The organism is Acinetobacter sp. YH01005 (assembly GCF_013420465.1).
Lineage (GTDB): Bacteria > Pseudomonadota > Gammaproteobacteria > Pseudomonadales > Moraxellaceae > Acinetobacter > Acinetobacter amyesii.
The window spans coordinates 1-12,127 of sequence record NZ_VOYA01000038.1 but is presented as its reverse complement, the minus strand read 5'-3'; the positions used below and the strand labels follow the sequence as shown (position 1 = coordinate 12,127).

General features: G+C 37.1%; 12 protein-coding genes and 1 pseudogene. 4 read left to right on the top strand and 9 right to left on the bottom strand.

What is annotated here, in order from left to right:
- Positions 1–111: 111 nt before the first annotated feature.
- The 9 genes from FTT72_RS15305 to FTT72_RS15265 all read right to left on the bottom strand — a co-directional run bounded on the left by FTT72_RS15305 (position 112) and on the right by FTT72_RS15265 (position 8,610).
- A complete protein-coding gene (locus tag FTT72_RS15305; protein ID WP_180178645.1) occupies positions 112–1,113 on the bottom strand; it encodes a PD-(D/E)XK nuclease family protein in 1,002 nt (333 codons plus the stop codon).
- A gap of 76 nt (positions 1,114–1,189) precedes the next feature.
- Entirely contained in the window at positions 1,190–1,558 is a 369-nt protein-coding gene (locus FTT72_RS15300; RefSeq protein WP_180178644.1) for a DUF4431 domain-containing protein, read from the bottom strand.
- Between the two features lie 55 nt (positions 1,559–1,613).
- Positions 1,614–2,444 carry an HNH endonuclease gene (locus FTT72_RS15295; RefSeq protein ID WP_180178643.1) on the bottom strand — a complete coding sequence of 277 codons (831 nt, stop codon included), beginning with the start codon at positions 2,442–2,444 and terminating at the stop codon, positions 1,614–1,616.
- Positions 2,445–2,526: 82 nt separating this feature from the next.
- Positions 2,527–2,985 (bottom strand): hypothetical protein, encoded by a 459-nt coding sequence (locus FTT72_RS15290; RefSeq protein ID WP_180178642.1) that lies wholly within the window; start codon positions 2,983–2,985, stop codon positions 2,527–2,529.
- A 71-nt stretch (positions 2,986–3,056) separates the two neighbouring features.
- Complete coding sequence (locus tag FTT72_RS15285) at positions 3,057–4,301, bottom strand: restriction endonuclease subunit S (protein WP_180178641.1); 1,245 nt, start codon at positions 4,299–4,301, stop codon at positions 3,057–3,059.
- Complete coding sequence (locus FTT72_RS15280) at positions 4,301–5,869, bottom strand: type I restriction-modification system subunit M (protein WP_180178640.1); 1,569 nt, start codon at positions 5,867–5,869, stop codon at positions 4,301–4,303. The genes FTT72_RS15285 and FTT72_RS15280 overlap by 1 nt, the downstream gene beginning before the upstream one ends.
- Positions 5,870–6,058: 189 nt before the next feature.
- Positions 6,059–7,063, bottom strand: a complete 1,005-nt coding sequence (locus FTT72_RS15275) for a hypothetical protein (protein WP_180178639.1) — start codon at positions 7,061–7,063, stop codon at positions 6,059–6,061.
- Positions 7,064–7,142: 79 nt separating this feature from the next.
- On the bottom strand, positions 7,143–8,180 hold the full coding sequence (locus FTT72_RS15270) for an inovirus-type Gp2 protein (RefSeq protein WP_180178638.1): 1,038 nt from the start codon (positions 8,178–8,180) through the stop codon (positions 7,143–7,145).
- A 214-nt stretch (positions 8,181–8,394) separates the two neighbouring features.
- Positions 8,395–8,610 (bottom strand): AlpA family transcriptional regulator, encoded by a 216-nt coding sequence (locus tag FTT72_RS15265; RefSeq protein WP_180079936.1) that lies wholly within the window; start codon positions 8,608–8,610, stop codon positions 8,395–8,397.
- A gap of 86 nt (positions 8,611–8,696) precedes the next feature.
- Between FTT72_RS15265 and FTT72_RS15260 the strand changes: the two genes are divergently transcribed.
- The 4 genes and pseudogenes from FTT72_RS15260 to FTT72_RS15245 form a co-directional block, all read left to right on the top strand.
- Positions 8,697–9,986, top strand: coding sequence for a hypothetical protein (locus tag FTT72_RS15260; protein WP_180079934.1), 1,290 nt, complete (start codon positions 8,697–8,699; stop codon positions 9,984–9,986).
- A gap of 89 nt (positions 9,987–10,075) precedes the next feature.
- Positions 10,076–10,363, top strand: a complete 288-nt coding sequence (locus FTT72_RS15255; protein WP_180079932.1) for a hypothetical protein — start codon at positions 10,076–10,078, stop codon at positions 10,361–10,363.
- 17 nt (positions 10,364–10,380) lie between these two features.
- The gene (locus tag FTT72_RS15250; RefSeq protein WP_180079930.1) at positions 10,381–11,415 is read left to right on the top strand and encodes a DUF932 domain-containing protein; all 1,035 of its coding nucleotides are present in this window, start codon (positions 10,381–10,383) and stop codon (positions 11,413–11,415) included.
- 150 nt (positions 11,416–11,565) lie between these two features.
- Positions 11,566–12,000, top strand: a pseudogene (locus FTT72_RS15245) (lambda-exonuclease family protein); the annotation flags it as partial.
- Positions 12,001–12,127: the final 127 nt, after the last annotated feature.

Genomic DNA, 12,127 nt, shown 5'->3' with positions numbered 1-12,127 from the left:
ATGGCTTTTATGGCTTCAGCTTTAAATTCTGCGGTGTAAGTCTTCTGTTTCTTGCTCATGGTAAACTCCTAATGAGTATGTATAGTTTACCAAGTTAAACCCTCCTGTTTTTTAAGCACACATCAGATATTTACTCCTCTTAATTGCCTGACTAACTTTTGTGATTACCTGCTCTGTTTGGTTATCTACAAACATAGTTAAAGTACAGCTCATTGGATTTCTATCAATTTGGAGGTTTAAGACAGTTTCAGACCAATCATTCCATTGATTATTACCAAAACGTATAGCAGGCGTTCCTTCCCAAATACTTGTTTTATTGTATGGCTCATAATCCTGAATCGCTTTCTGTATTGCAGTGTTAATATGATCCGTTATATCTCCATATGCTTGCTCTCTTAGCTCAATAAGAGCTGAGATCTTTTGCATGTTATCTACGACAAAGTTCAAACGCTTCATATTAGGCTCCCAATGTTCAATAAAACTATCCAAATGCAGTAAAAAATCTCGAGCAAATACACCCCATTTATTTAATGGGCTATTAAGTAACTGAATGGCTAGTTCTCCTCGAATATATTCAGTCAGATGGTTGTATGAAAAGGCATACCAGCCTTCTTCCTCACTCTCACCATACAATGACAAAACTAAAGTAACTAATTTTTTCTCACCTTTAGAGAGCCTTTCAGTCTCTTTATTAATTTGCTTTAACTTATTGTTACCCCATCTAGCATAATCTTTAAATGGATTATTTTGGATGTGGTTAACTTTCAACTCAACTATGATTAATGCGGTATCTGTTTCCACCCATAGGTCAATTCTCTTACCACTCGTTGTAGTTTCTTGTGTGGAAATTGCATTAAATTGCCCGAATTCAAAATCTCTCAGCTCGTCAAGTGCGTTTAGACTTGAGATAAAACCGTTATAAAAGCTATCACCTAATCCATGACTTTCATTCGGATTAATAAAAAAAGCGATCAACTCAGTTATAGGATTTTCAAAATGACTTTTTAATGCAGTATCAAATATGGTTGCTTCCTTTTTCGGTGTGCTAAATCCCAACGCTTTGTAAAAGAAATACTCATAGTTTTCAACTTCTTCGTTAGTAAGTTCTTGCATAATTCCCCCCCCCCTACACAAACATCTGCTGCAACAAGCTTTTTTTCCATGTTAGGAACTATAATCAGTAATTCCATTATTTATAATCCACAGACTTAACAACACAAAGCACTTTAGTCGTGTGATGGGCAGTATGTGATCTAAATAATTCACTACATTTAATTTGCACCGACTTCCCTTCTTTCTTAAACAGTGAAGAATAACGTGGGTCATTATCCACCAATTGGATAAGTTTAGTTTTGACTAAACCTTCTGTACCATCGACATTGATTTGCTGATCTAAAGCCAAGGCAATCTGGTTACCCCCAAACACTTCTTGATTTGGATGCAGACTTTTAATTCTGAGTAGTTTCCCACTTATGGTTGCAGGTTGATCATAATAAAAAGTTTGTGCTTGGCTGAACATCGGTACACATAAGAGCGATGCAATTAAAAGTTTTTTCATTTACTTCTCTATAGTTTTAAAGTGTTTAATTTAGAAGTTTTACTACCATTCAAATTTACATTTTTGAGCTTCTTGATACTTCATATAACAGTTTCAATCGCTCAACTGTCATGGGAATACCATTTTCCTGTCGATGTAGCATTGCATGGCAATTTGGGCAGACTGGCATCAGATCAGTTTCAGGATTGACTTCATAACTCTCTAAAATTTGGTGTAAAGGAGTTTTGTGATGCACATGAATAAAATCTTTGGCGAAAGTGCCATAAGTTTCTGCAAAACTCATCTTACAAATTTCACAGCTTGTTCCATGAATTTCTAAACATTTAGCACGTGCTTCAGGATTACGTTCATAGCGATTAACTTGAACGGTTTGCTTTGCACCTTCAGGAAAACTTTTATTTTTAGTATCAGCTTCATCTGGGTAATCTGTGGCAATAGTCTCGTTATTAAACTCATTCACAATATGCGCTAAGAAGATGCGAATAGGGTCATTCGGAGCCTTGTCCCGATCCGTACGGCGACCTTGAATAGGCGCATCAGGAATTAATTTATTCTGGACAAAATAATCAAAGGATAAAGTAGCTTTATCGACTTTCTTTAACTTTTCAAAAACAGCATAGCCCTTGATACTATCTAGCTGTGTTCTATCTTTCCAAAACGCTTTTTGAGCAAGGGGATATTCTGATGGATCAGCATGTCCAATCACTTTGAATTGATACATGACTTTAGATATTGGTTGAGTCACATACACATAAACAATATCGTTAATCTGTAACCCTTTACCCTCAGTTGTTGTTGAGTTTTTCCAATAAATTGTAGGTAAAGCATCAAAGGCTTTTTCTAAATCAAATTCATCGTAATTAACGGTAACTAACCAATTCGCCATAACAATTCCCCTTCCACAAACATCTATTGCAACAAGCCATTTTCAAGTTTTTGGCTTATCCAAATGCATTAACGAAACAGCTTTAATATTGTGTTTCACATTTGACTGCTTTTGCAGGTGTAATGTTTTTTGCTGAAACAAGTTGGGTTAAGTCAAAACCTTCTGTTTCTTCAACAAATAACTTGTAGTCTTTAATAGTAATCGTTGCCTTACCTTCATAGCTGCAATAGTCTTTTTTAATGGTATCTGGCAATTTAAATGTTTTTTTGGCTTGCTCAAAATTGCTAAAGCAGAACCATGCAATTCGTTCATCACCTTTTGGGCGAGGAACAAGAGCAGATGATTTTTGATCAGGTTCAAAGCAAATCCCATCGCCCATATATTCTAAATATTCAGGGTCTAAAGTACGTGAGTATGTTCCTGTTAAGGTCACACTTCCTTTATAGTGCTTAAAACCAGAAATATCTTTTTGATATTTAAAAGTTTGTGCTTGTGCCAAGATTGGCAATGTCATTAAAGCAACAAGTATAAGTTTTTTCATCATGATCCTGTTTTAAGTTTTATAAAGTATTAAAAAGCAAAGTGACTTTTCACTTTGCTGATATGAAATTATTAAACAAACATCTGCTGCAACAAGCCTTTTTTCCAAGTTTTGGCTTGTTCAATTTGATGTGCCACCACTTCAATTTTTTGATCAATGGCAGATAAGAAATTGGCGATTTTGGTTTGTTCTTCTAAGCAAGGCAAATAAAAATGAAAACTCTGTAAAACTTTATTTGAACTATGTTTAACAGTAGTCCCTGAAGCTGTAGAAGCAATTAACTCGTGGAAATCGTCCGTAAGTAACAAATAAAGTAAAAATGGTTTCTCTAGTTTTCTATTAGGAATGATTTTAACGATTCGCTGATTTAAAAGTACATTTCCATCGTCTTGACTTAATAAAATCGGCTTCCCTAAAAGCTCACATGACTGAGTTAAATCAGTTAGCAAAACCAATAAATCATTTGGTCTACAAATATACTTCTTATCAGATATTTCAGTAGTCCATTTTGTATTTGTATCGGTAAAATTAGCCTTACCCGTTGTCGTAAAATTTTTTGGAGTAATTAATTTATTTCCATCTTCCGAGAAAAAATCACTTTTGAATGCAAAACCAGAAGTTAAATCAACTAAATTTCCAAGTCTAACCTCCTCCCACTCCCCAAACTCACTCCCATCATCCGCTTTAAAACGAAGTTGCTGACTAAACAGCTTTTGCATCATGCCTTGTTTATACTGGCTAAGTAGTTCATATTTTTGCGTCAGTTGGCTAATCTTTTCATCGACTTGTGAAAGAAAAGAAGCGATTTTGGTTTGTTCTTCTTTGGATGGGAAACCAAAAGGTGTAGCTTTAGCTTGCTCAATCGTAAAATGAGAAATTGTTCCAGTATGAGAAATACTTTTTAAATACTCTCTAAATTTAGGACTAATAAAAAAATTATAAAGGAAAGGTCCTTCAACAATTCCTGACGATTTCATCCAAAGTAAATCGGCATCTTTAAAATAAAGAGGCTGATCATTTGCAACTAGGTAAGGAATACCAATACTCCCTCCACCAGTAACCAATAAATCACCTTGCTTAATTTTTCCTGATTTTTTAGCTAGTTCTTCAAATAACTCTAAAGAAATGTATGCTTTTTCATTTTCTTTATTCTTGAAAATAGAAACTACATCACTAGTACGAAAGAATGGAACGCCAGAATCCTGCCATTGTTCTTTAAAAACACGAGATGCTGAGGAAATTCCAATAATTTTTCCTAATTGCTTACTCGTCCAATCCCCATCAAACTCTTTAAATCTTAACTTTGGTGTAGGCATTATTTCACCTCCGCAAACGGTGAAACTATCCCAAGCTCGGCACAGAAACCATTAATCACCGCATCAGTCTTTTGGCTGTCTTGTTCCAAAGCTTGAAGCTGTTTTGCAATCGCATCTAAATCAATCTCGGCTTCTGCTTCAAAGGTATCCACATAACGTGGAATGTTCAGGTTGTAATCGTTGTCTTTGATTTGCTGCAAAGTCGCCACATGCGCATACTTTTCAATATTTTCACGCTTTTCAAATGCCGCAACAATCTTATCCAAATGCTCAGGCAATAACTTGTTTTGGTTCTTCTGCTTTTCAAAATCGTTGCTGGCATCAATAAACAGAATATTGCCGCTATGCTCACGGTTTTTCTTCAATACCAAAATACAGGTCGGAATCGAGGTACCATAGAAAATATTGGCGGGTAGACCAATAATGGCATCCACCACGTTCATCTGTTCAATCAAATACTGCCGAATCACGCCCTCACTCGAACCACGGAACAATACGCCATGCGGCAACACCACCGCCATCGTGCCATTGTCATCCAGTTGATACAGCATGTGCTGTACAAATGCCATATCCGCTTTGGAGCTTGGCGCCAGTTTGCCATACGCAGCAAAGCGTTCATCTTGTAAAAATAACGGATCGGCAGACCATTTTGCAGAAAATGGCGGATTCGCCACCACCGCATCAAACTTTTTATCTAAATGCTGCGGACGGGTTAAGGTATTTTCCTGCTTGATGTCGAACTTGGCAAAATGCACGTCATGCAGAATCATGTTCATGCGCGCCAAGTTGTAGGTGGTACGGTTCATCTCCTGACCGTAAATCATATCGACATCTTTCACTTCACGTTTTACCCGAAGCAATAACGAACCTGAACCACAGGTCGGGTCATAGACTGAACGTAAACGGTCTTTGCCTTGGGTGACAATCTTCGCCAGTAAAGTCGATACCGTTTGTGGGGTATAGAATTCACCAGCTTTCTTGCCCGCGCCTGAGGCAAATTCTCCAATCAGGTATTCGTAAGCATCCCCCAGTACATCGGCTTCGGTATTACTAATATCAAAATCAATATCATCTAAATGACTCAGGACTTTCGCCACCAGTGCATTACGGTCACTGGCATTATTGCCAAGCTTGGTCGAGTTTAGATCCAAATCTTCAAACAGGTTGGCAAAGTCATCGGCAGAGTCGGTGCCTAACGTGCTTTGTTCAATTGATTTTAAGGTTGCCGTTAAATCATCCAGAATGAATTCGCCCTGACGACCACGCTCGGCTAAGGTGTGGAATAGCTGTTTTGGTGTGAGCGCATAACCAACTTCGGCAATGGCATTCTTTTTGATTTCTTCGATATACGGTACATGCTCAGGATTATTTTCATCTAATTCTAAAAAGCTGAGGTCTTCGCCATCGAGCAATTCGTTGGCAAAGTTCACCGACTTTTCTGATAAATATTTAAAGAAAATAAAACCCAGAATGTAATCACGGAATTCATCGGCGCCCATGGTGCCACGTAAAGTATTGGCAATATTCCAAAGTTGTTTTTGTAATTGTTGCAGTTGTACTTGGGTCATTGTTATGGAAGTCCAAATAAGTAAATCATTAATAAAATGATTTTACCTAAAATTCTATAACATGCAGCAGTAAAAAGGTGGAAAAAGACATTCGATGTCGCTTTACTTCAACTTATGGACAGAAAGCCATAAAAAATAAAACTCCCATCTCTAGTATGGGAGTTTTATAGTAATGCTTTTGCTGAAGAATTAAAAAATCATAAGCTTATAGTCAGGTCTAATTCCTTTCGAAGAGTAATGATGCATTTTCATAGGTTCAATAATAGACTTAAAATACTTGGACCAATCTTGATAGCCCCATGAAGCACCTACCACATGATTGATCTCAACCAAAAACGCTTGCTCACAGATAAGAGCTATTTTCAGATCCACCCATAATTCTTGACTAAGAAGGTTAAACCTTAAAGGTTGATCTAAAGTAGGGTGCTTCAGAGGGTGTCCCACATCAGTAAATACAAATACTCTACCGCAATACTGTCCATTGAGATCTTTAGATATTTGATAGGCAAATCCATGTAAATTATCTAAATTCTCCTTTTTCAGCATATTGATAAACTTACGTACAACCGCTGCAAACTGCTGCTCATCTTTAGGCTGTAATGGAATACTCGTACGTCGGTAAATGGCATCAAACTTGAAATCCACCTGATGAATACAGATCTGTTTATGCTCACGTAAAAGTCTGGCAACAAATCGATTAACCGTGTTTTGTTGATCTTTTACCTGTTGAGAAGTTTTTAAAATTGCTTTAGTCATCGTTTTTTCGTCAACTAATGCCCTACCGCGTAGCTCATTCCAACATCGCTCAATCAGCATGATATTTCTGAAATGCAGATCATCTTTTTGACAGTGAACCGGCAGGGGCAAACTTCTAATTAGCCCAAAGCATTCTCTGAAACATTGAAATACTTTTTGTACTTGTGGATCAAAAACATGCTCTTCACCTAACTGTGGATCAAAGCAGTCAAAGTAGTTCGAGGCTACGTACAAAAAATGATTCAATAGATCAGTAGAAAGATATCCTAAGTTATTGTTAGTATTTGTATTTACCCTTAAAATTTGGGCAGAGGGTGAGGTAATTTTTTTAAATAACTTGAGTGCTTCTGTAAGCACCAAAGCTTGTTGTGGTAAAACATAATTTACAGGAACTGGAATTACTTTGGTCTGTGGCGATAGTGCTGCGTATGTATTCATATATAGGCTCTGATATGTATTTTTTTAGTGCCCTGCTCATCAGGTGAATGAGCAGGTATAACTTCGGTGATATGTAGATTTATGTCGCTCTACGAGGGCGGCCTGATTTACGTTTACTTGCTGGCATCTGACTTGTACCAAATGTTTTGAGCCTACTACCACTGGGTATAAACGCGTGTTGCTTATCTTTAGTGAAATATTTGATAACTAGTGACTCTAATGCGCTATGAGCTTTTTCATCATCATGATGTAACATTCCAATAGCTAAATATTTATAGCGTTCTTTTGAACCATTACAGCTGTAGTAACTTCCCTTAGCCTCAGTAAGTTGTACCCATTCCTTGCCGAACTGGTCAGCTATAATCTCGTCTTTTTGATGTTTATTACCATCTAAGAAGAAAATAGTATGATAGTGATAGCCTTTATCAACGCCGTATTCTAGTTTCCAAATATAACCAATAGGTCGCTGATGTATTGAAAATCTTGATTTCAAAAATTTCTTAAACATCTTTCTGATCAGATTCAAATCTTCAGAAAGATTTCTACATTTTTTCGCAATTGCAAAATCAAGACGCAAGACTAGTAACTTTGAATATTTAACTCTAAGCTTGTTTAGCAACTGAATAGCACGCGCTTCTTGATGTTTTAATCTTTCAAATCGATTGCTCTGTGCCTGAATAAATTCATCTTCCAGTGTGCCTGAAAAAATTTTAGAAACAAAAGCATTTGCTAGATCTGCAAAGATAATAGGTTCTCCCGCGATGGGGAGAACATCATTTGCTTGAAAATTTTTAAAATAGCGTGGTTCAAAATTTATAGGTTTTAATATTTCTTCATATGCTCGCATATACACTTGAGTATATTCATTATTAATCGCTAATTCAGTCAAATCATCGGGATCTGGACATTGAGATAACAGATTTCTAACCAAAGGGTCCGCTTTTTTAAACCGCCCTGTCTGTAATTTAGGAAAAGCACTAGAAATCTTATTGTCAACAATAAGATCAATTAACGTCTCAAGTTTAGAGTAGTCCTTATCCGCTTGTTCTAAAAGATAGGAAGCAGTGTCTGATGTTTCAAATTGCGATATGATTTTGTCATTTTTACTCATAGTCATTACTTTTTCCAGACATGAGTTCTCCCTGAAGGTATAGCTTGTGGGCTATACCTATTTCTTAGAAGGCTCATGTGTATAATTAATAGAAGATATATAAACCCTTAATATTATTAAGTACCTAAAGTCTGCTCATTGGCTGAACAATGCATTGGTGAGCTTAATCGCTTAGATAGCTGGGCATTTATATGGTTAACTCGTTGGAAAGTTATCCTATTTAGTACTGGGCTAAACTCCTAGTTTTTAACCAGCGATGGATATCCTGTTCAAACCATCCCACCGCATTCAAACTTAGTTTGACTGGCTTAGGAAAGTCCTTATCATAGCGAGATGATTTTGGATTCATTTTGTCGTAAATTGTTGACCGGCTAAGACCACTTAATTGTTCAAGCTCTTTACGTCTTACAATTTTGAAATCAGAAATTGAATTCATGCTAGGCTCCTTCGATAACTCTTAGGAATAGAATGCACTTTCATTTTTCCAAGCTGTACCCAAACCATCCTAGAAATATTGATATTATGCCTACCGTTAGTTTTTCATCATTACAAAGTAAGACACATCCAACTCTTAGACGAATCACCAATTTAGAAATTCTTAAATTTCAATTTGAGTTGACATATCCACTGCTCTTTGAAAAGCTCCTACATTCAGAAGAATTGATAGTTGAAAGAATAAAAAGATTTCTAGAGATACCGAATCATTTTAGTATTGAGCCGGAAGCAGAAGGATTACGTAGTGAATTGATTAGTAATGTTATTTCTGACCTGAAATTGATAGATGTTTGCTTTGGCTATTTTCAGACCAGCTTTTTAAATACTTCTGAAGAAAAACTAACCATGAGTGGTATTAACTTTCAAAAATTTACTATTTTTTTAGAAAGTTTGTCTGATATTTTTACAGATATTCTTGAGTGTGCGAATACCTATGGAATTGATTATTACTATTTTTCATCAACTTACTCTATAAGCGATCTTATTAGTCATAATGACCTTGATAGCTTGATTCGAGACACTTTTGATATTCAATATTATATTAATTTTTTAAAAAATACCGACGACGAAAATCAGTTAAGTCAACAGCGAATAGAACAAATTTCTTATTTAAAACAAAGCCTTTTGTATAAATATCATGTGCCAAATACACTCAATACATCTACATCATTTATAGAAGTCAAAAATATATCTCAAGTCTTTAATGATGAAGAAATCCGTAATGATTATATAAGCTTGAATTTGCGTCTTAATGAAGAACCATCTAATCTCCCAGACATCTTCGTCAGCTTTTTAATTCAATATCTCGAGAATCGAATGTTTCTTGATAGATATATCGCAGAGCATTCAGAGGATACATTTAAAAATGTTTTGCGTAATGAAAATATTATTCGAAGATTCTTAAATGACCTAGACTCAATTGAAAATGCCTCATCCGACAATGATAGGATCCTTTCCCAACTTTACTCATTGATTGGCATTAAGTATTACAGATGTAAAAATATAAATCCTGAATATAGTTTGGATGATCATCTTATTGATTTAAAAGAACTTTTAGAACGCTCTTCTGAGTCTGAAGTTTGGAATAATCTTAAAAACGATTTTTCAAAAAAATCCATAACGGATAAGTTATCTAAATTTATGCAACCTTATAAATGTGATTTAAAAAGGAATGCCAGAACTATTAATCAATTAACCTGTTTAACAAATGACCACTTACTGATTAAAGAGTTTAATCGACAAGCCCTAGATAAAAATTTGCTAGATTTCAAAATCAAATATTTAGACCTCAACAAAATTAGAATGGCTTTCCAATAATTCCAATATATTTCAGATACATATTACAAAAATGATAATTACCCATAAGGTCTGCTCAGCAGACCTTTTTTAATTTTAGAGGTGTCCATATGACGACTTGCCCTGCTTGTCATAGTAAAGAAATAACTTTTCTTGGATTAGCTCCAAAAAGATCTAACCAAGCCCCAAGCCAAATCTGGTCACAACCAACACTTATCTTCATTGGCAAAGAATTAGCTAAAGCTTACAGAATTCCTCCTGTAATTGGAGAAATTACAGGAGCCAGCTTAGGCTATGTACTTAATTATTATTTACATAAGCATTCTGGATCTCCTTTCGTACAAAACGAGAAGTCTTACACCTGTAATGACTGCAATTTAACTTTTCAAATCAATTAACAATAATAGGTATAAATATGGCACATCAACTTGAACAAATGGCTTATGTCGGTGATACCCCTTGGCATGGCTTAGGTAATCAACTCACTCAAAATCAGCCGATTGAAATCTGGGCCCAGCAAGCAGGTATGGATTGGCGCATCGAATCCTCGAATGTCAGTTACATGGCACAGAATGAACGTGGGCAAAGCATCATCATGCCGTATGAAGAACAGCGAGTGCTGTATCGTTCCGATACTCATGCTCCCTTGTCTGTGGTCAGTCAGCGTTATCAGGAAGTGCAGCCCAAAGAGATTCTGGAGTTCTACCGGGATCTGACTGAGCAATCTGGCTTTGAGCTGGAAACCGCAGGTGTACTCAAAGGTGGGAAGAAGTTCTGGGCATTGGCACGTACTGGACAAAGCACAGCACTCAAGGGCAAGGATGTCAGCAATGGTTATATTTTATTGGCAACCGCCTGTGATGGTACGTTGGCCACCACAGCACAGTTCACCAATATCCGTGTGGTGTGTAATAACACCTTAGCGATTGCCCTACGTGGACAAAGCAGCAGTGCAGGTGTAGTCAAAGTGCCACACAGCACTAAGTTTGATGCGGATAAGGTCAAACAACAATTGGGCATCTCAGTTCGTGCATGGGATGAACACATGTATGAAATGAAACAGCTGAGTCAGCGTAAAGTCACCCAAGGCGAAGCGGCTGCTTATTTTGATGCGGTGTTTAACAATACCAACATGAGTGCTGCTGATCAGGAGGAGAACATCATTCAATTCTATCGCAATATCGCTACTCCAACTCCAACCAAAGAAAAGCCTGAACCGAATGGACGTGCCATGACTAAAGTCATGAACATGTTTAATGGACAGGGGCGAGGTGCAGAACTCAGCTCAGCCAAAGATACTGCTTATGGTCTACTGTGCAGTATTACAGAGTTTGCCGATCATGAACGTCGTGCAATGAGTACGGATCATCGTCTCGATTCAGCTTGGTTTGGTGCAGGTGCTGCGTTAAAGCAGCGTGGACTGGAACAGGCCCTTCGCTTAGTGGTTTAAGTTTCATTTAAGCCAGTGCTATTACAATAATGGTCAAGGGTCATGCAGATGATCCTTCTCCAGTGAACCCCCCCTTTTGCCACATCTCCAGATGTGGCTTTTTTTATGCCAAAAATTTTTACAGAACTCACTATTTATAAGGATCAGAGCATGAATCAGATTGCACCGATAAATACCCCTCAACTCCCTCATTTCCTAATTCCGAATGAGATGAATGAATCAAATACCGTAGCTAAACGAACAGCGACAGCTAAGCGTTTAGCCAATACCAAAAACATGGATTACCAGGAATGGCTAGAAGTGCGTAAGCAAGGCATTGGCAGTAGTGATGCCGCAACCGCATGTGGATTGAATCCCTACATGTCAATGCTGGAACTGTGGATGATTAAAACTGGTCGAACTCAGCAGAATGTTGATGATGACAGTTCAGGCGTTGCACCGTTGTATTGGGGAAAACAGTTAGAGCCACTGGTAGCGGAGTACTACAGCTTGCATACCAATAATAAAGTGAGACGAGTCAATGCCGTGCTTCAGCATCCCGATCCGGATAAGTCGTTTATGTTGGCAAATCTGGACTATGCGGTCAGAGATGGATCCGGAAATTTGAACAACTCCTATAAGTGATACTCTGCTGCTCAAATGATGTTATAAACATTAATATATGGAGTATTTTATGGCACGTAGACCAAGAAGAAATCATTCAAACGACTTT

Bases quoted from the DNA above. Each gene is read 5' to 3' on its own strand.
- FTT72_RS15305 (WP_180178645.1), bottom strand. From the start codon at position 1,113: ATGCAAGAACTTACTAACGAAGAAGTTGAAAACTATGAGTATTTCTTT.
- FTT72_RS15300 (WP_180178644.1), bottom strand. From the start codon at position 1,558: ATGAAAAAACTTTTAATTGCATCGCTCTTATGTGTACCGATGTTCAGC.
- FTT72_RS15295 (WP_180178643.1), bottom strand. From the start codon at position 2,444: ATGGCGAATTGGTTAGTTACCGTTAATTACGATGAATTTGATTTAGAA.
- FTT72_RS15290 (WP_180178642.1), bottom strand. From the start codon at position 2,985: ATGAAAAAACTTATACTTGTTGCTTTAATGACATTGCCAATCTTGGCA.
- FTT72_RS15285 (WP_180178641.1), bottom strand. From the start codon at position 4,301: ATGCCTACACCAAAGTTAAGATTTAAAGAGTTTGATGGGGATTGGACG.
- FTT72_RS15280 (WP_180178640.1), bottom strand. From the start codon at position 5,869: ATGACCCAAGTACAACTGCAACAATTACAAAAACAACTTTGGAATATT.
- FTT72_RS15275 (WP_180178639.1), bottom strand. From the start codon at position 7,063: ATGAATACATACGCAGCACTATCGCCACAGACCAAAGTAATTCCAGTT.
- FTT72_RS15270 (WP_180178638.1), bottom strand. From the start codon at position 8,180: ATGACTATGAGTAAAAATGACAAAATCATATCGCAATTTGAAACATCA.
- FTT72_RS15265 (WP_180079936.1), bottom strand. From the start codon at position 8,610: ATGAATTCAATTTCTGATTTCAAAATTGTAAGACGTAAAGAGCTTGAA.
- FTT72_RS15260 (WP_180079934.1), top strand. From the start codon at position 8,697: ATGCCTACCGTTAGTTTTTCATCATTACAAAGTAAGACACATCCAACT.
- FTT72_RS15255 (WP_180079932.1), top strand. From the start codon at position 10,076: ATGACGACTTGCCCTGCTTGTCATAGTAAAGAAATAACTTTTCTTGGA.
- FTT72_RS15250 (WP_180079930.1), top strand. From the start codon at position 10,381: ATGGCACATCAACTTGAACAAATGGCTTATGTCGGTGATACCCCTTGG.